At 54.2% G+C, this 18,479-nt stretch carries 13 protein-coding genes; 10 read left to right on the top strand and 3 right to left on the bottom strand.

From position 1 onward, the window contains the following. Genes FRD01_RS23720 through FRD01_RS23705 form a run of 4 tightly spaced genes read left to right on the top strand, consistent with a single transcriptional unit; the run spans position 1 to position 3,349 of the window. A complete protein-coding gene (locus FRD01_RS23720; protein WP_146963657.1) occupies positions 1 to 741 on the top strand; it encodes a sporulation protein in 741 nt (246 codons plus the stop codon). Beyond that, complete coding sequence (locus FRD01_RS24955; protein ID WP_146963655.1) at positions 738 to 2,075, top strand: thrombospondin type 3 repeat-containing protein; 1,338 nt, start codon at positions 738 to 740, stop codon at positions 2,073 to 2,075. The genes FRD01_RS23720 and FRD01_RS24955 overlap by 4 nt, the downstream gene beginning before the upstream one ends. Positions 2,076 to 2,078: 3 nt before the next feature. Continuing rightward, on the top strand, positions 2,079 to 2,528 hold the full coding sequence (locus FRD01_RS23710) for an RrF2 family transcriptional regulator (RefSeq protein ID WP_146963653.1): 450 nt from the start codon (positions 2,079 to 2,081) through the stop codon (positions 2,526 to 2,528). Positions 2,529 to 2,536: 8 nt separating this feature from the next. Beyond that, positions 2,537 to 3,349 (top strand): MBL fold metallo-hydrolase, encoded by an 813-nt coding sequence (locus FRD01_RS23705; protein ID WP_146963651.1) that lies wholly within the window; start codon positions 2,537 to 2,539, stop codon positions 3,347 to 3,349. A gap of 1 nt (position 3,350) precedes the next feature. Here the strand turns inward: FRD01_RS23705 and FRD01_RS23700 are convergent, their stop codons facing one another. After that, positions 3,351 to 5,348, bottom strand: a complete 1,998-nt coding sequence (locus FRD01_RS23700; protein ID WP_146963649.1) for a hypothetical protein — start codon at positions 5,346 to 5,348, stop codon at positions 3,351 to 3,353. 122 nt (positions 5,349 to 5,470) lie between these two features. On the opposite strand from FRD01_RS23700, the gene FRD01_RS23695 reads away from it, so the two are divergent. The 5 genes from FRD01_RS23695 to FRD01_RS23675 are packed head-to-tail and all read left to right on the top strand — an operon-like array spanning position 5,471 to position 12,618. Then, positions 5,471 to 6,955, top strand: a complete 1,485-nt coding sequence (locus tag FRD01_RS23695) for an HAD-IG family 5'-nucleotidase (RefSeq protein WP_146963647.1) — start codon at positions 5,471 to 5,473, stop codon at positions 6,953 to 6,955. A gap of 7 nt (positions 6,956 to 6,962) precedes the next feature. After that, a complete protein-coding gene (locus FRD01_RS23690) occupies positions 6,963 to 8,345 on the top strand; it encodes a trypsin-like peptidase domain-containing protein (RefSeq protein WP_146963645.1) in 1,383 nt (460 codons plus the stop codon). A gap of 2 nt (positions 8,346 to 8,347) precedes the next feature. After that, positions 8,348 to 9,379, top strand: a complete 1,032-nt coding sequence (gene holB, locus FRD01_RS23685; RefSeq protein WP_146963643.1) for a DNA polymerase III subunit delta' — start codon at positions 8,348 to 8,350, stop codon at positions 9,377 to 9,379. Next, entirely contained in the window at positions 9,376 to 10,500 is a 1,125-nt protein-coding gene (locus FRD01_RS23680; RefSeq protein ID WP_146963641.1) for a PSP1 domain-containing protein, read from the top strand. The genes holB and FRD01_RS23680 overlap by 4 nt, the downstream gene beginning before the upstream one ends. 60 nt (positions 10,501 to 10,560) lie before the next feature. Further along, positions 10,561 to 12,618 (top strand): transglutaminase domain-containing protein, encoded by a 2,058-nt coding sequence (locus FRD01_RS23675; RefSeq protein WP_146963640.1) that lies wholly within the window; start codon positions 10,561 to 10,563, stop codon positions 12,616 to 12,618. Here FRD01_RS23675 and FRD01_RS23670 read toward each other — a convergent pair. After that, positions 12,571 to 13,017 carry an MPN domain-containing protein gene (locus FRD01_RS23670; RefSeq protein WP_146963638.1) on the bottom strand — a complete coding sequence of 149 codons (447 nt, stop codon included), beginning with the start codon at positions 13,015 to 13,017 and terminating at the stop codon, positions 12,571 to 12,573. The genes FRD01_RS23675 and FRD01_RS23670 overlap by 48 nt on opposite strands. 3 nt (positions 13,018 to 13,020) lie before the next feature. Beyond that, positions 13,021 to 13,935 (bottom strand): PLP-dependent lyase/thiolase, encoded by a 915-nt coding sequence (locus FRD01_RS23665; RefSeq protein WP_146963636.1) that lies wholly within the window; start codon positions 13,933 to 13,935, stop codon positions 13,021 to 13,023. A gap of 346 nt (positions 13,936 to 14,281) precedes the next feature. On the opposite strand from FRD01_RS23665, the gene FRD01_RS23660 reads away from it, so the two are divergent. Then, complete coding sequence (locus FRD01_RS23660) at positions 14,282 to 18,472, top strand: serine/threonine-protein kinase (protein ID WP_146963634.1); 4,191 nt, start codon at positions 14,282 to 14,284, stop codon at positions 18,470 to 18,472. The last annotated feature ends 7 nt before the right edge of the window (positions 18,473 to 18,479 follow it).

Raw genomic sequence — 18,479 nt, 5'->3', positions numbered from 1 at the left:
ATGAGTTTCTTCAACTCGCTCAAAAAAGGTCTTGGACTCGGGCCCAAAGCCACGTTTTCAGTAAAGCTGGAAGGCACTCCCAAACTCGGAGAAGAGTTTGAAGGGACGGTCACGCTAAGTGCTACTGAGTCACTCAACGTACTCACGATAGGCACCCGCCTTCATCACCATTTCATGGGTGACTACGGCAAAGAAAGTGTGGAACTGGACGAGATCGTGCTCGCCGAGCGGGTCGCGTTCAACCCTGGAGACTCAGTTTCGCGACCTTTTGGATTCTATTTGCCTTTCGAGGCCGTACCGACTCTCAAGGGTTTCTCCTGGGAAATTGAGTGCTGGGCCGCACTTCAAGGTGGTTCTGACATCGTGCACCGAGAGACCATCGAAGTAGGCTGGGGAGAGCTCACGGGTGCGGTGGTTCACGTACTCACCAAACAATTTGGGTTCTACCCCAAAGACCACGGTGCCGATGAAGACGGAATCTGGGTCGAGTTTCAGCCTGACGCTGCCGTGAAAGACCGCATTCGGTCACTTGTTTGTTCATTCGATGAGAGTGATGAAGGGCTTGTGGTGCATCTTCAGATGGACCCTTTTTCACCTTCCGCGATTCGGACTCTTGGTAAGGATTTTGATCCATCCACGAATACAGCATACCTTGAGTTTGAGCGTGCGAAGTTTGTCGTGCGTACACCCGACCTTCAGGGAATCTTTCAAGCCCTTCAACGGGTTATTGTCGCGTCATGAAGAAAACCACATTCATTCTATTCGCCCTGCTCCTGATGTCTGCAATCGCCTGTGATGGAGCCGATGCCGACGACGACGGAGTGCCTGACACAAGGGACAACTGCCCTACCGTCGCCAATCCGAGTCAAGACGATAACGACGGCGACGGCATCGGTGACTCCTGTGATAACTGCCCGTTCGATGCAAATCGCGGTCAGGAAGACGAAGATAACGACGGCGCAGGAGACCTTTGCGATAACTGCCTCGGCGTCTTCAATCCCGATCAATCGGATGTGGACGGAGACGGCATCGGCGATCCTTGCGACGAAGATATCGATAATGACGGCCTTTTGAACGACGACGACAATTGCCCCTCGGTGGCTAACCCTCAACAAGAGGACGGCGATGGAGACGGGGCCGGCGACGTCTGCGATGTGTGCCCTGAAATCGCCAACCCAGGGCAAGAAGATGAAGACGGTGACGGAGTCGGTGACGTCTGCGATATCTGTCCGAACGTCGCCGATCCCGAACAACGAGACACCGACGAAGACGGCTTGGGCAATGCTTGCGACAATTGTCCTAGTGATGCAAACCCGGATCAGGAGGACGGTGACTTCGACCGGGTCGGAGATGTCTGCGATAACTGTCCAGGGGACCAAAACTCAGACCAGTCGGATATCGACGAAGATGGCATCGGCGACGAATGTGACCCAGACGCCGACGGAGATGGTATTCCGAACGAGTTCGACAACTGCCCTTTAGTGTCCAATGCTGCTCAGCAAGACTCAGACGACGATGATGTCGGAAACGCTTGTGATAACTGTTTGAACGAGCCGAATCCTGACCAAGCGGATGCCGATGAAGATGGGTTAGGAGATGCGTGTGATAACTGCCCAGACGTCGCGGGTGAGAATCAGGCGGACTCCGACGGAGATGGCATTGGCGACCTTTGTGACGCCTGCCCAACCATCCCGAGCGCCGGCGCACCTGACACCGATGCCGATGGGGTTCCAGACGTCTGCGATAATTGCCCAGCTACCGCAAATCCAGAACAAGAGGATACCGATGGCGATGGCCTAGGGGACGCATGTGATAATTGTCCGAATGTGGCCAACGATCAGCAAGCAGACCGAGACTCAGACGGTGTTGGGGACGCGTGTGACAATTGCCCTGAGCTCGCCAACCCGGACCAGCTCGATTCTAATTCTAATGGCAAAGGGGACGTTTGCGAATGTATGGGCCCAGATACCGATGGAGACGGAATCCTCGATATGTGTGATAACTGCCCGACAATCTTCAATCCCGACCAACTCGACCAAAACGAGAATGGTATCGGTGACCTTTGCGAGTTTTGATACGTGGAAATTAGCGCACGAACGATGTACGGCCTTCGCGCCTTGGTCACAATGGCTGGAGCGCGCGCATTGGACCCGATGAGTATCCAGCTCATCGCCGAACGTGAGGGTCTACCAAGCAAGTTCTTGGAAGGCATCATGGCTGACCTCAAACGAGGTGGATTCGTCAGAAGTAAGCGAGGGGCGAACGGCGGATACGTTCTCGCCCGTCCAGCAAGCGAAATCACCATCCTCGAAATCTTGCGCCACATGGAGGGTCCTGTTGCCCCGCAACCCATTGAGGACCGTTCTGGAGGCCCCGAACCCACTCCGAGACAAATGGCTTTTAGCCCAGTGTGGAATGAGATACGGGAAGCCACCATCCGCATTCTAGGCTCGTACACGATTCAATCCATCGCAGACGCCGTACCCGAGGAACCCGTCGGTGAGTTCTTCCCAATCTACCAAATTTGAGGCGCCACATGTCAAAACCACTCGAAGTATTCACGCTTGTTGAATCTATGTTTGCCCTCGACGGCGGAGCGATGTTTGGAATTATTCCAAAACCGCTTTGGATGCGCACCAATCCGGCTGATGAGAGGAATCGAATCGATCTAGCTTGCCGCTCCATGGTCGTCCGCTACGAGGACTACGACGTCCTCGTAGACGTCGGCATGGGCACGAGATGGAACGATAAAGAGCGCGATATCTACAAGATCGTGGGCTCAACGCCAGAGGTGAAGCCCCTGAACGTCAAACACGTCATTCTGACACATCTGCATTTTGACCATGCTGGCGGCCTTAGTTTCCTGAACGACTCAAATGAGCTTCAGGCCACTTTCAAAGACGCCAAACACTGGGTGCAGCGCGCCAACTGGGGATGGGCTCACACACCAAGCGCAAGAGACCAGGGAAGCTATCGCCCCGAGGAGCTCGAAATCTTTGAGAAGGGATTGGCTGAAATCGAGCTCATCGATGGTATCGCTGAAATTCTTCCCGGTATTGAAGTACTGCCAATGAACGGCCACACCTTCGGAATGCAAGTCGTCAAGGTGACCACCGAATCGGGTAAGGTTTACGCGCATTTGGCAGACCTCGTGCCGACGACATCGCATCTTCGAGACCCTTACGTCATGGGATACGACATTAACCCCCTCGATACCGTAAAAGAAAAGCGCGAAGTCCTATACGAGGCAGCAAAGTCGGATTGGACGCTTGTGTTTGGCCACGATCCTAAGACCGATATGGCCCGCGTGGAGATGCACGACTCTGTTCCGAAGCTCGTGCAAGCCTAGGCTACTCGTTGATGGCCAGCTCGAATTGACCGTTTGCGCAGCTGGAGTCAGTGCAATAGGGAACCACTCGAACCCAGAAATCTCCAGCCGCCTCGAAGCTCAACCCGCTAAAGTAGGTTTCTTCTTGACCTGGATAGTCGTCGTTATCTGCCAAGAGCTCGCCTTCTGCGTTGTAGATTTCGATGATGGTGTCCGCAGGTGCCTGACCGGCCACTTCTCGAGTCCAGATCAGATAATCCGTACCACTCGTAGCTCCCTGGACATGGAACCAGTCCTCGTTAAGGTCTTCTAGATTGGTGCCTTGAGTAGATGCGGCGACCCGTCCTTGCCCGCTTACGATCTGAGCGGTCTCCAACGTGTCGTTTGGCTCCACTTCGTCCACAGACGTCTCGGGCGTTGTGACCCAGCTCATATTGAACGTAATCTCCCAATCTGGGGTTCCTCTGAAGTATCGATCGCGCACGCCAACAATCACGATTTGAGGGTCTGGTCCTTCGTTGAAGAGTGCGAGTTGATTGTCATAGGCCTCTTCAACGCCGCCCGAATAGACAGCGAAGATTGGGTCAGAGTTTTGAGCATCATCAATGAGGGATTCGATGGTTGCCATCGCGTTTGTCTGCGCGGGAATGGTGAACTCGTACCAGTCATAAGTCCCAAGCCTGATGCTCGCCCCCTGGTTGGAGGCCTCGCCGTTCACTGCATCAGCAGACCAAGTGGTCAGGCTTAAAGACGCCGTATAGGTGAACGTCTCGCCGCCGACATTCTGGCCATCACCTTCAAATGGAACATTGCGAACATCGTCCACGAGCACGAAATAAGTGCCAGGTCCTTCGATTGAGTTGCCAAACTCAACAGCCGCGAGATCGCCTACCGGAAGCGCATCCGCGATAGAAAAGAAGCCGAAAAGAGAGTTGATATAGACGCTGATTGTAGGCTCCATATCCGAGTCTGTGGCACTTACCTCAAACCTCGCCACTTCCCCGGCACCGAGCTCAACTACAAAAAAGTCCGTGTCGAATTCGTCACCCTCTGCCGCCGAAATGACGCCGCTGAAAGGTGTGTCCAAGGAGATAGGGCTTGGAATTGAAATGGTGTCGTCGGTGGTGCTCGACTGAAGGCTGTATCCAGTTTCGGGCCCCACATCCCATGCGTCTACGATCACGTAATACGAAGAGGATTCCTCCACACGAAAGTAGACCTCTGAATCGTAATTCTCAGCTTCTGGGTCGATATCGTCGTTGAAGTCCAACGGGCCAAGCTCCGGGCTGTAGACCGCCAAGACCGTATCCACCACGCCTTGTCCGGGCTCACGCATGCCAAATGTTTCAAAGACGGCCACGTCTTCCACCTCGCCTTCTACAAGGTAGACGTTGACCGCACCGTTCTCGAAGTTCCCTGTCGCATTACCGGGCACACCAATAGCCTCGCCGGCGAGGTCAATGCTGCGGGTCGTCAAGGTGTAGATCGCGGAATCACCGCCATGTTGCTGGTCTTCGCGAACATCGTAGACACCAATGAAATACTCACCGCTGATTGGAACGTAGAATTGCCTCGACGTGAGTACACTCTCGGTCAAGTACCGAACCACGTTTTCCTCAGCATCAAAAATGACGAGTTCAGCCTCTATGTTCTCGCTCGAATCGAAGGCAACTTCGACAATTTGTCCGGCTTCAAGTTGGAGCGAGAAGAAGTCGATATCCGCATTTTCACCGGCCCCCGCCGCAATGTTTCCTCCGAAACTCTGGCCCAACTCAAGAGGCGTCGCGCTCGTAGAGTCGTCATTCGGTTCTACCTCAACGACATCCACGTCGAGGACGTCCGGGTTGTTGGTCGTTGCCATGTTCGTCGGATTATTCGTGTTGTTCGTGTTGTTCTGGTTATTAGAAGCGTTGTTTGAATCGCTAATATTGTTTGAGTTCGCGGTGTTGTTGGCCGGAGGCGAAGAGTCGTCTCCACAGGCCATCGCGCCCAGAAGCATTAGTATGAATAAATTTCTCATCGTTCTTCCTTCGTTAGGTAGTTCGGCCAAGAGCTACCACAGGCAACAAACCACTTCCAGACGTATGACAAGTCTAGTGTTGGTGCGCTATACTTGGGCGAGCGCAATTCATTAGGAGTTTCATGTCTCTCGTTCCTCAACGACCCGTATCCACCGTCTTGGAATCGCTAAGAAAGCAGGTCAAAGGGCTCGATCGAGCCCGTCAAATCTTCACGAACCGAGATCTCAACCTCGCTAAAATCGAGGCACTCGGGTTTGATATGGATTACACGCTCGCCCGTTATCATCAAAACGCGCTTGACGAGGCCTCTGTTCGGCTGACTCTAGAACGCCTCGTTTCTGAACGAGCGTATCCAGAGAGACTGCTCGGCATCGAGCCCAAACCCGATTTCGCAATACGTGGGCTCATTATCGATACGTGGAAAGGGCGAGTCCTAAAACTCGATGCACATCGTCATGTGGGTAAGGGATACGAGGGTTTGAAAGAGCTCTCGAAGGATGAGCTCAAAGCCTATCGAGACGAGACCATTCGCCTTAACGATGCCAGTCGCTTTGCCCTCATCGATACACTCTTTGCGCTCCCGGAAGCCTATCTGTATGCGGCGATTATCGAAGAGCTCTCAAAGGATAGGAAGCTCGGACGAGAAGATTTTGAGAAACTCTACAAGGATATACGATTCTGCATCGATTTGGCCCACCGTGATGGAAGCATCAAGACTGAGATCATGGCTGATTTGGAGAAGTTTATTCACGGGCGTGATGTGGAGCTCGCCCAGACACTGCACAGGTACCGAAGCGCTGGCAAAAAGCTCTTTGTTCTCACGAATAGTTTCGCGGTCTACAGCGACCACGTCATGCGACACCTACTCGACGGTGTGTTGCCCGAGTACCCGACATGGCAAAGCTATTTCGATGTCATTATCACCGGCGCGCATAAACCAAGCTTCTTCACCGATCAGGCGCCATTCCTGATCACCGATACGCGCGGAACCGTTCACGGCGAGGAAAAGCAGCGGTTCGAAAAGGGGGTGATTTACCAGGGTGGAAACCTCCAAGATTTCGAGCGACTCTTCGGCTATGGTGGGGAGCGCGTGGTGTACGTCGGTGACCATATCTATGGGGATATCGTTCGAAGCAAGAAGTCGAGCGCCTGGCGCACCATGATGATCGTGGAGGAACTTGAGGATGAGCTCGCAAAGGCAGAGGCTCTCTCGCAGGATATTCAATGGATCGACAGTCTGGATGCGGAAATTTCCAGACTCAATGAACGGTTAATCTTTGAGCAGCACCTGCTTTTCCGCCTTGAGGCTTCCCAAGAGGAAGAAAGAGAGGACGCGAGGAAGGACATCTCTCTTAAACGGGACCAGCTCAAACGGCAAAGGCGAATCTTGCTCGATGAACTCGAAGAATTGGAATTGGCCTTAGACCGAGAGTTCAACCCGTTTTGGGGCCTGATTTTCAGGCAAAACAACGAAGCGACGCTCTTCGGGGCTCAAGTTGAAGACTACGCATGCATCTATTCGAGTCGAGTAACCAACCTGCTGAATTACTCGCCCATGCACTATTTTCGCGCACCACGGCAGCTCATGCCGCACGAGCGCTATTGAGGTTCCGATGAGAATTCTTGCTGCCGTGTTCATACTCACCCTTTCCGCTTCGGCGCACGCCCAGGAGCGCCTCTGGGTGGAAAAGTCGTCACGTACACCAGCAGCCACGACCATCAAGGCGGATACCTATACGAAGCTAGCCAAACGGGTGAGCCCGGCGGTGGTTAACGTCATCGTCTCCTATCGAAACCCGGGAGGACTCGACGAACTCTTCACAACCGAGACCTGGGGCGGCGAAGGCCCCGGCCTTGGTACAGGATTCATCATCCACCCTTCCGGCCTCTTTCTAACCAACAATCACGTGGTTGAAGGGGCGGAGCAGGTACGCGTGCGTCTACACGACAACACCGAAGCCGATGCCGAGTTTGTGGGATTGGACCCGTCCACAGACATCGCGCTGATGAAGATTGTTGGCACTCGGCAATTGCCGACCATTCCGCTCGCGAATTCGGACGATGTTGCAGTTGGAGACCCCGTTGTGGCCGTTGGAAATCCGCTCGGGTTGAGCCATACGGTAACAGCTGGGATAGTGAGCGCGCTCGGAAGAAGAAATCTGAGCCCGTCTGGTAAAGATAATTTCTCCGAGTTTATTCAGACAGATGCCTCGATCAATCCTGGGAATTCGGGCGGACCACTTATCAATCTGAACGGAGACGTTATAGGGATCAACACGGCGATCATCCGCCAAGGACAGGGAATTGGCTTCGCGATTCCTATCAATGTGGTCAAATCAATCCTTCCGCAGCTCAACGCCATTGGATACGTCAAACGCGCATGGATTGGGCTTCAACTACAAGACCTCAACGCCGCTCTGGCTCGCTCATTTGGTCTCGATAAACCGAATGGCGCCCTGATAACCACTATCGTAGACAATGGCCCCGCCAAAAAAGCAGGTCTCAAAGAGGGCGATATTGTGGTCGAAGTCAACAAACGCGGAGCGGACAACGCAGAGCAAGTACAATGGCTTTTTTCACTCGCCCAAGCCGAAAATGCCGTTGATGTCGTGGTGTATCGAGATGGCAAAAGAATGGAGGTCAAACTTACACCTGAAGAAGCCCCAGACCAGAAGCCACCCAAAATCCCCTCACTGGCAAAGAAGCCCGAATCACTTAGCGATGAGCTTGGTATCGAGATCAAAGAAATCGGCGCTGGACTTGCCAGACGACTAGGCGCTACCAGCGCTGGAATCGTCGTAACCGATGTCGTCGAGAACTCCAAGGCGGGCGCGTCCGGCCTCAAGGTAAGGGATATCGTGGTCGAGATAAATTCCAACACCGTGGATTCAGAAGTCGCGTTCCAAGAGCGCATGAAATCATTCTCGGCCGGAGATATCGTTCGATTTAAGGTGATCCGAGGCGGTCATGTGTTCTATGTAGCATTCGAGAGGTAAGGATGCTTTTTTGGAACGAAATCGAAGGCCAAGATGCGGCTAAAGCAGTGCTTGAGAGGGCGGTAGACACGGAGCGGGTGCACCATGCCTACCTCTTCTGCGGCCCAGACGGCGTAGGCAAACGCCAATGCGCCCTGGCCTTTGCGGCCGTCCTAAACTGCAAAGCACGAAAAGACGCCTTTGAGCCACAATGCGGAAAATGCACCAACTGTGTTCGAATCGCGAGCAATCAACACCCAGACTTATTGCTCGTCGAGGCCCAAGGGCAGTTCATCAAGATCGACCAGGTCAGAGTCGTACAAAAGGCGGCGAGCCATCGCCCCTACGAATCGCGCTTCCAGGTCATCATTATCGACGAAGCCCATCGGATGACCGATGAGGCAGCAAACGCGCTTTTGAAGACCCTGGAAGAGCCGCCGCTCACCATGCGAATCATCTTGGTGTCTTCCCAGCCACATTTGATGCTCGACACAATTCGTTCGCGTTGCCAGATGCTCACGTTTGCGAGCCTGAACCCTGAGATTCTGAGTCGACTTGTACAGAACTTAGATGGTGCCGCTGAGCTCGATCAGGAATCTAGGAGAGTTGCGGCACAGCTCGCTGAGGGCAGTCTTGGACGCGCGAAGCTCGTGCTCGATAGCGGCATTTTGGAGAAGCGAAAGTCAGCGCTTTCCTTGCTCGGAAATTTGAATATCGACCACCCCGCTTCCCTGATCGACGCCGCCGAGTCATTTGGACGTAGCCGCGATGACCTCCGCGAGACGCTTGAAATCTTTCGGATACTTTTGCGCGATATCCTCCTCGCGAGGACCGCTCCCGACTCGGGCTGGCAAGCACTCGCGATCAACACCGACCTTCAGGACGAAGTTCACGCACTTGCAGCACGTACGAACCTAGACGCGCTCTTAGTCGCGCTAGAGGCGGTCGGAAAGGCGTCAGACTTGGTTGACCGAAACGTCAACACAACGCTCATTGCCGAAGAACTTCTGCTCAATTTAAGCCCCCAATTCACTCAGCCCCACAACTTGACATGACCAAACCGAACGAGATCTTCCAGGGCAACGCTTTTGGAGGCAATAAGAAGCTCTTTACGATTGTCCCGGTCCAATTGCGGCTGAGCTTCGTAAAGCATCTGGCTGACGCGCAGCTCTTACAGTTGCGCCCTGGAGACCACGTCATCGTGGAAACTGGACGGGGACCCGCAATTGCCAAAGTCACCGCCCATATGGAGCGGCGTGTTCTGGCTGCCGATGAGGTCATTCAGGTTATTCGAAAAGCGACCGACGAGGATGTTCAGCAGGCCGACCGCAACGAAGACCTCGAAGCTCAAGCGTATCATTTCTGCGTCGACAGAGTGAAAGCACGCGACCTGCCCATGAAGGTTGTTCGCGCCCACGTGATGCAAGATGGGTCGCGAATTGTGGTCTATTTTAGCTCCGACGGACGCATCGATTTTCGCGACTTGGTCAAAGATTTGGCCCACCGTTTTCGCACCCGTATCGAGATGCACCAAATCGGAGTTCGAGATGGCACGCGCATGATTGGAGGAATTGGCCCGTGTGGTCGCGAGCTTTGCTGTAGCTCTTTCCTCGAGAATTTTGCCCCCGTATCGATTCGAATGGCGAAGGACCAAGGCCTGACGCTCAACCCCGCAAAAGTGTCTGGTATGTGCGGCCGATTGATGTGTTGCCTTGTCTACGAGCAGGCCGTTTACCGACGCATGAAGAAAACCCTTCCGAGAGCTGGAAAGGACGTCATGACGCCGGACGGGCCCGGAAAGGTGATTGGGCTCGACGTTGTGAATCAGCGCGTGCAAGTGCAATTGGAAGACACCAATCGACGCTACTATCGCGCCGATGATGTCGCTCAGGCCGAGCCCACACAATCGACTATTCAGAAAGCTCCCACCAACTACATCTGGGACGAGGAGACGGTCGAGGACGAAGCGAAATCCGTTGAAACGGTGGTGCGGCGACGACGCTCAGACCGCTCAAAGTCGAAGTCGGACGCCAAGGCCAAAGCTGATAAGCCCAAAACTGATAAGCCCAAAGCAGATAAGCCCAATCCTGAGGCTGATACGTCGGACAAACCACGTCGAAGACGCAGACGTCGGCGCTCCTCGAAGGACAAAACCGATTCAAAACCAAAGGAATAACGCGATATTTTGCCTCGCACATGCTTGACTGCTAGCGTCAGCGATGATGTGGAGGATTTTATGAAGCGCGCGATTCTTTTCCTTTTGGTTTCTTTCGTTCTTATCGAGCCAATTTCGGCTCAGCAGGCCTTTGATGCGAAGTCCGTCCAGGAGAAGGCCAAGTCCCTTCAGCGAACCCTGGACAAACCTAGTTCGGCCAACACTTTAGAGTCTGTAGCCAAGTCTATTCGTGCAAGGCGCGCGGCAGATATATTCAAGTGGGCCAGACAGAATCTCAAGTTCCAGCCTTATCAGGGTCAGCTGCGGGGAGCCGAAGGTGTGGCCGTAGATCTAACCGGAAACTCGGTGGACCAAGCTCTCTTTCTGCACGAGATTTTTAAGCAAAAGGGCATTCAGTCTCGTTTCGTTCGGGGACAACTCTCTGAGTCCCAAATCGATGAGGTCCTTTATCGTTTTGCAGGCAGCGCAAGCCTCATCAATCCAAGTGATTTGAGCTCCGAGAAGGTTGTCGTCGATGCGTCTGTCCTTGCTCGCTATCGTACGCTTCTCGACGAGCACGTGTGGCTAGAAATCGAAGACAATGGCGCGTGGCTTGGTGTTGACCCAATTTTCAATCAGGGCCTTGGACCTTCAACAGTGGAGGCAAAAAGTCGCGAAACGACGCTCTGGGATGACCTTCAATCCTCGGTGTCGATCGAGTTTCGGGCCGCTCTAGCGGACGGACAAATCAAGACTTTTGGACAATACACCGGCCCACTCTCTCACCTTGGAACTCGAGATATCTCTCTGACGTTTGAACAGGATGTGCGGTTGAATCACGCCATCCGCCCCATCATTCACATCGGAGACGACTCAAAGGCTGGCGGTTATCTTCCGAAAGCCGATATTCGTTCTTTAGAAGCTCGCATCAAGTTGAAGCGTGGCCGGCTCGAGACCCAACACCGCCTTATGCTAGAGGCCGAGGGTGAGTCCCGCTCGGTGTTTTCCTTCGACCAAGTCTATTACTCGATTGGTATTTTCACCACGCAGATCAGCCCCACGTACGCTCGGGTTCGCGCGACCAATTCATTGCACTCCGGCTTGGTTGCACTGAGCGCGCTCGCTGATAGCATTCAAGATGAGGCGAAAGTTCCTCAAGATCCGTTCCTCAATCAGGCGCATCGTCAATTGCCATACGCGATTTCCAACGCGTACCTTGCTCACTCAGACCGCTTGGTCAACGAACTTGCGTTTTCGATGGGAACGCGAGCCTTCCACACAGAACCTCGCATTGTGGCCACTGCCCTCCTGAGAAACGGAGGCGAATACGCATTGCGGATGCGATTGATGCAACCAGGACTCGAGGCCATCCCAAGGCAAGGGGTTCCCGTCGCGTCGGCCACCGGTTTGATCTCCCTTGTCAGCTACCTTGAGTCAGACCTCGAGTCCCAGCTCTTGGCTAAAATTCAGTCGGTCCCACTTCAGACAGCATCTGCCGTTTTCCAGAAAGCTATCACTGAAGATTCGGAACTTCTTACGATTGACCGGTCAAATCTAAGAGATGTCTCGAAACTCAAACTCGGAAAGACTCGCTCGGATTCGCTTCGCCAAGAAGTGACGCGGTTTGGGAGGATCGTCTTGATTCCCAAGGGAGCGGCCAAAGACGGCACACCATCCCGCGCATGGTGGTCCGTCTCGCCCACCAACGGCAGTGTTCACGGCTCGACCGGGGAAGGACTCCTAACCGCAGCAAGCGAGACGGCAGGAAAAGAAGCGTTGGGAGAGTCGGCGATTCAATTGATGAAAAAGGTTCTGGTCCTATCCGATTCGACCGAGGACCTTCAGGCTTATGTCGGGTTGGTCTGCAAGTCGCGCGACGACGTGGTTCGCCTGATGCAGTCGTATTGCGCAAAGAAAGGCCCGGTTGAACTCCCAGACCACAACACCTGTTTGAGTGCACCACCTCACGTGGACAATTTGGTCGGATCCTGCGACGAACGCCTCAACGGTGCGCGTTGTGGCGTGAGCATTGCGTCCGCACTACTGAGCGGAAAACTAACGGCTCTCTATTCCGACTCGGAGTCTGAGAGTTCAAAGACAAGACATAAAGGCAAGGCGTTCGGCATTACCTGCCAATGAACCCTCCCCTTTTGATCCGTTGATTTTCCAGACGGAGCCTTCCTCAACTCTCCCGTCCCTGATTCCAATCACCAGCCAGAGAATTCCGGGATAGAACGGTTCGCGCCCCTGTGGCGAGGCAAAGGTTGCGCCCATGATATCTTTGGAACTCAGCGTGGAAGCTCCGCGGTGGGAATGGACGATTGCGACAAGACCTCGTGCCTCTAGCACCCCGATAACCTCTTCAGGAGAGAGCTCAAAGTCTTCCTGAGGGGTTGTTGAGCAGTTCTTGGCTTTCACCCACGCCAGGCCCATTTCGGTCTCAACAATGAAGCCACAGCCCTCGAGCGGCCATGCAGCCTCGAGTTCTTTAACCACCCCAGAATCCAAGGTCCATTCCAAAAGTGCCGAAGGGTTCATCGGTTACGCGAACGTGTTTGCACGGAAAAGTTCACGATCTTCCCAACCGATGTATCGCTGCCCGCTGTCCGGATTCAAGGCAACGATAGAGCGCCCAGGCGCGAGTTCAGCTTCCAAGTCTAGCGCAATCTGAACGCAGGCGGCTCCTTTCGGTCCAAGCAATATGCCCTCTTTCTCGGAGATCTCGTCACGAATCTCCCACAACTGAGCGAGAGTCACCGACGAGATATAAGGGTTCTCTTCGGCTGTCGCGAATTCATTCTCCTCAAGTTTTGCGCCGCGGACCTCCAGATTAGCCTGCATCTGCCTAAGTGCCCTCGAGACTTCACGGAACGTGGCCCCCGTCGTGACTGACGTTGTAAAGCCTCCCAACGGTGTGTCCTCGAGCGACTCGATGATTTCCATGGCGAGGTACCGGTATGAATCTTTGACCGCTTGGCGGCGATAGCCGTCCACGTAAAGCCGGTCTATTCCGTCTCTGGCCCATTTTGCGGCTTCCTTAATTGCCCCCTGAAGTCCGGCAGCCGCCGATGTCCAAACAATCTTACCACCGAAGGTCTCGAAGGTTTCCAAAAGGCGTTTAGAACTCGATTCAGGGGTGAAGACTGTACAACGTAGGCCTAGTTTCGACGCAACGTACGAGGCCGAAACCGCCGAGTCATTCAACCCGGCAAGGCAGATTTCATCCCCGACTTGGATCGATTGTGCATCCATCGCGCGAAGCACGATCTCCGCGATGTAGCGGTCTCGAATTGAGCCGCTAGGGTTAAGGTTTTCCATCTTGATGAAAATCGGACAACGCCCCTGGCCCATCGATTTCAATCGGCGCAACGGGGTCTTTCCTACCATCAAATCCACACGTCCCGTCTTGTAAACCGGGGGATTGGTGTTCTCTAAACTCTGCGTCTCGGTAGCCATGATTCCTCCTCTCCACCGAAATCTAGGTTCACCACGTATTAATCAAGATGGACGGCGATTTTGTTCCCACGTTTGGGCTTAACTTCAAATCACACTAACAATCTCGAGAACCAAGGTCAAAGCGTTCCGAAAAAATCTCGCTCTTTAGGCAACTTACAAAGACCCACCAAGAAGAATTCACGACGTTTTGGTTAAATTTCGGAAACAAAAGCGGCCCGCTCTCAGTTGCCTATGAGAAAGGTGGCGTGATAACAACTCGGCACAAATCTGACTTACGTGGTGCGTTGCGTATCACTTGGTGTACACTTCTATCGAACTCGAACTGCCGGCGTGGTGAATTTGACCTATGGCTAAGCTACCTCAACTGCCAAAACCAGGGGACGTTGTGGCGGGGCGCTTCCGCATCATCGAATTACTCGGCAGCGGAGGCTTCGGAACGGTGTACAAGGCCCTTCAAGAGAATGTAGGCCGCGAAGTCGCGATGAAATTCCTCACCCCAGGCGTCGCCAAAGACCCTGTGAATGTCGAGAGGTTTCGTCGTGAGGCCTATCACGTCTCGCAGCTCCGGCACCCCAACACCATCACGCTCTATGACTACGGGCAGACCGAAGAGGGCCTGATCTACATGGTGATGGAGCTCCTCGAGGGAACAAGTCTGGCCGATGTCATTCAAGATGATGGCGCCTTGGATTGGCCGAGAGCTTCCCACGTATTGATCCAGGTACTCAAGAGTCTGAGCGAAGCCCACCAACGCGGACTTGTGCACCGCGATCTCAAGCCGGAAAACATCTTCCTAAGCGAGCTCTTCGGCGAACAAGACTACGTAAAAGTCTTGGACTTCGGTGTCGCCAAGATGACGATGCTCGACGAAAACGACGAAGGCGCCGACGAGAAACTTACCAAGGCCGGCAGGATCTTCGGAACTCCCATGTATATGGCGCCCGAACAGGCCTGTGCCGAGCCCATCACGCCTGCAACGGACGTCTACGCGCTGGGCCTTTTGGTCTTCGAGATGATGACCGGCCTGCCTCCCGTGACGGGGCGCAATCGCATGGATGTGATTCATAAACAGATCAGGGATCCAGTTCCTGAGCTCACCCCAGACCTTGCGGGAACCCCGCTCGGAAAATTCATCCGAAAGGCTACGGAGAAAAAGCCCGAACAACGCTATCACGACGCCGCGGAGATGCTCGAAGCGCTAGCGCATACGCTTCGCGCCATGAACATTGTGCCGCGCCCTCGTGGAGCGACGTTCCCCGAAATTTCGGTGACTGCAATCGTGCCGGACGGCCTCGATAAACTCGTGGATTCCGACCCAGATCAAACCTCGCTTTTGCCCAAAGTTGAGGACACACCAGACGAGACGGTCAATAAGGTGGTCAAGGTTCCGAGCGCTGCGATCCCTACATCCCATAGCGTTGTGGTCGACGAGATAGAGGTAGATTCCAAGCCTACAAAGCCGATGCCACCTCCTTTGCCGACCAAAACGAAGGAGGCGAACCCCGACTCTGGGCAGTTCCCAACTATCGAGCGGCGGTCCCTCGCCGACAGGCTGGCCAAGGGTGAGCGCCAAGAACCCGCTCCCGCTTCTAAGCCGCGCTATGAATTGCCGCTCATCGGGCGCGATAACGACGTCTTGAAACTCAGTGCTTCGGTTCAAGAGGCGGTCTTCGCCAATTCCGGTCATATTCTTCTTCTTGAAGGAGAAAACGGAATCGGGAAGTCCAGGGTTGTTCACGCACTGAAGTCGAACCTTCGCAATCTAGGCATCGACGTCGGAGTTGGCTATTGCCGTCGTCGATCGATGCCTATGGAGGCTATTCGCGAAGCACTCGCCGATCATTTCAAGATTGCGTCTGCCGAGCGAGCGTTGGTTGAAAAGACGCTGAAGACCGAGCTCCATCGTCTTGGTGAATATTCAGAAGTGGAAGTCGAGAGGCTGGTGGATTTCTTTCGTCCTCGCGGCGATGACTCCCTGATGAAGCCTGGTACCGAAGAAGCAGGCGTACTCTTCGCGCAGCTAGAACGGGTACTCGTGCAACTCGCTCAGAGGCGTCAATGGCTCCTCGTCATTGAAGACGTCCAGTACGCTGACAGCGCCACCCTCGCCTTCCTCGAGTACTTTGCGGTCACTCTCAGAACTCAATCGGTCTCGATTGCATTGATGCTGACGTATCGGCCAGAAGAGAGGCATCTAAATCCAAACTTGGAAGAAAGTCTTCGAACGATCCTCTCCAATATTGGGGCGTCTTACACTCGATATGTGGTCAAACGGCTCAAAGGCCGAGACCTAGCGATGCTCCTAGACTCGATCCTGAATCTCGAACCACGTCTCAAAGAGCGCGTCGGTTGGCTGAGTCAGGGCGTGCCGCTCCACACAATCCAGATTGTCCGCTATCTGCAGGATGAAGGAAATCTGGTTCAGAAAAAGGGGCGTTGGAGTCTCAAGAAGGGCTCGCCACGCGAGATCGATTTGCCGCCTGACCTCATGGACCTCATGCGATTGCGTATTGAGCAAGCCATGTCGCGGTTTGCCGAAAAGCCTGGTCTCAGGGCCACTCTCGAGTGGCTCGCGATTCTAGGAATGAGAACTCCCGTTGAGCTCTTGAGCGAGGTTTTGGGCGGCAGTCCACAATCCCTCAATGACGATTTAGTCTCGCTTCGTGACCAAGGAATCGTGCGTCAAGCACTTCATCAGAATCTTGTCTGCGTTGAGTTTGATAACTCGTTGCTGCGTGAGGCCATCTTGCACGACCTCTCAGAGAGATGGGCCAATCGCCGGATGCACAAGGCTGCTGCGGAGAAAAAGATCGAGTTCTACAAAGGGCGCTCCATGGAGGTGCCGCTCGTTGAAATCGCGGAACATTGGCGGCAAGCGGGCGAGCAAGAGAAGTACCGGGACATCTTGTTTGCTGCGGCGCAACGCTCCCTTAACCGGCAGGACTTGCGGGGTGCCAGAGACCAATACCGCGAGTTGACCACGTTGCTCGAGGAGAGCGATGACTACACCGAGATGTGGGCTCAAGCTCAGCTCGCCCTCGCGGAGCTTGCGTGGAAGTTCGGAGAGTTTGGCCTCGCGGAAGACCGGTTTAAGATCGCCATCCAAAAACGGGCCGCAAAGGGTCCTGAGCTCGGCCGCGCATATCGCGGGCTGGGACACCTACTCATCATGCAGGGCCGCCACAAAGAGGCCCACGACTGGTACAAGAATGCGCTCGACTGGGCAGCCAAGATCAACGATCTGCCTGGAACGGCAAAATCACTCGTCGGTCTCTCTAAAATTCACTTGATGACCAGCGATCTTCGTGGCGAAGAACATGTTTCGCAGCAACTCGTTCGAATGCTTCCGAGCCTTCCCCAGGGAGAGATAGCCGGCAAGGTCTATTTGCATCTGGCCGAGGTTGCACGCAGGCGCGGCCAGCTTTCGAAACGGCGTGACCACCTTGTGAAGGCCCGCCAAGAGTTTGAACGCGCAAGGCATCGAGAAGGCCTCTCGGACGCCCTACTCGCGCTCGGAAACGCGCTCATGGATCCGGCAATGAACGAGCCGGACAGACTCAATGAGGCCGGCCGAATGTTCCGGCAGGCCTTGGAGGTTAAGAAAGCGCTCGGAGATAGAACCGGCGTGGCCGAGGCCTATCGAAACCTGGGCCAACTCGAAGTCGAGCTTGGCAATTTTGAGTCTGGTATTCAGCTGCTCAACGAGAGCCTCTCACTGCACTCGGCGCTTGGAACGCTCTACTACGTTGCTGCGGTCCACAACGCCTTGGGTGTCGCCTTCCTCTTCATGGCGAGCTATGAGCGTGCGGAAGAGCATATGAGAAAGTGTCTGGAGATCTTCCAGAAGCTCGGTGATCAAATCGCTTGCTCACACGTGCTCATGAACCTCGGAGAGTTGGCCATCAACAAGGGAGACATCCGGTCCGCTCAGAATCTATTGAGAGAATCGCGTCGCATGAAGGAGTCGATGGGCACCAATTGGGCCGTCTACGATATCCGAAATCATATGTCGATTGTCTCGATGTGGCTCGGTGATTTTGACGAGTCGGAACGCATGCTTCAAGAGACCCTGGAAACGGTCGATGAGCGCGGTACAGCAGAAGATCGCGCCATTGCGAGAAGTTTGATGGGATTGTTGCGTTGTTTCCAAAGTCGGTTGCAGCTCGCTGCACTTGAGCTCGGACGTGCACGTGCAGATGCCGAAGATCTTGGGAGCGAGAAAGTCTCCAAGTTTTGCCTCGCCTGCGCTGCGTTCTACGCGGGCCTGACAGAAACCGAGTCCACATTCCAAGCCTTGCTTGCCGAGATCAAAGACTCGAGCTTCCTATACACGATGGAACGTTCAGTTTTTCTGCGATTTTTGGAACAACTCGCTATCCACACCACGGAAAACGAAAAGAGCCGCCAAACGGCGCGCCTCTATCATACTACCGCTAGATTCTGGATCGAGTTCGGCCAGATCGAACACGGTGAACAAATCTTGAGAAGCGCCAAGAAATTAGAGAGCGCCCTCAACGACACACGTAATATCCAATAGCTGGAGC

The sequence above is a fragment of the Microvenator marinus genome, assembly GCF_007993755.1.
GTDB lineage: Bacteria > Myxococcota_A > Bradymonadia > Bradymonadales > Bradymonadaceae > Allomicrovenator > Allomicrovenator marinus.
The sequence above is the reverse complement of the archived record's forward strand: the minus strand, read 5'-3'. Positions and strand labels throughout refer to the sequence as shown.

Bases quoted from the DNA above. Each gene is read 5' to 3' on its own strand.
- FRD01_RS23720 (WP_146963657.1), top strand. From the start codon at position 1: ATGAGTTTCTTCAACTCGCTCAAAAAAGGTCTTGGACTCGGGCCCAAA.
- FRD01_RS24955 (WP_146963655.1), top strand. From the start codon at position 738: ATGAAGAAAACCACATTCATTCTATTCGCCCTGCTCCTGATGTCTGCA.
- FRD01_RS23705 (WP_146963651.1), top strand. From the start codon at position 2,537: ATGTCAAAACCACTCGAAGTATTCACGCTTGTTGAATCTATGTTTGCC.
- FRD01_RS23700 (WP_146963649.1), bottom strand. From the start codon at position 5,348: ATGAGAAATTTATTCATACTAATGCTTCTGGGCGCGATGGCCTGTGGA.
- FRD01_RS23695 (WP_146963647.1), top strand. From the start codon at position 5,471: ATGTCTCTCGTTCCTCAACGACCCGTATCCACCGTCTTGGAATCGCTA.
- FRD01_RS23690 (WP_146963645.1), top strand. From the start codon at position 6,963: ATGAGAATTCTTGCTGCCGTGTTCATACTCACCCTTTCCGCTTCGGCG.
- holB (WP_146963643.1), top strand. From the start codon at position 8,348: ATGCTTTTTTGGAACGAAATCGAAGGCCAAGATGCGGCTAAAGCAGTG.
- FRD01_RS23680 (WP_146963641.1), top strand. From the start codon at position 9,376: ATGACCAAACCGAACGAGATCTTCCAGGGCAACGCTTTTGGAGGCAAT.
- FRD01_RS23675 (WP_146963640.1), top strand. From the start codon at position 10,561: ATGAAGCGCGCGATTCTTTTCCTTTTGGTTTCTTTCGTTCTTATCGAG.
- FRD01_RS23670 (WP_146963638.1), bottom strand. From the start codon at position 13,017: ATGAACCCTTCGGCACTTTTGGAATGGACCTTGGATTCTGGGGTGGTT.
- FRD01_RS23665 (WP_146963636.1), bottom strand. From the start codon at position 13,935: ATGGCTACCGAGACGCAGAGTTTAGAGAACACCAATCCCCCGGTTTAC.
- FRD01_RS23660 (WP_146963634.1), top strand. From the start codon at position 14,282: ATGGCTAAGCTACCTCAACTGCCAAAACCAGGGGACGTTGTGGCGGGG.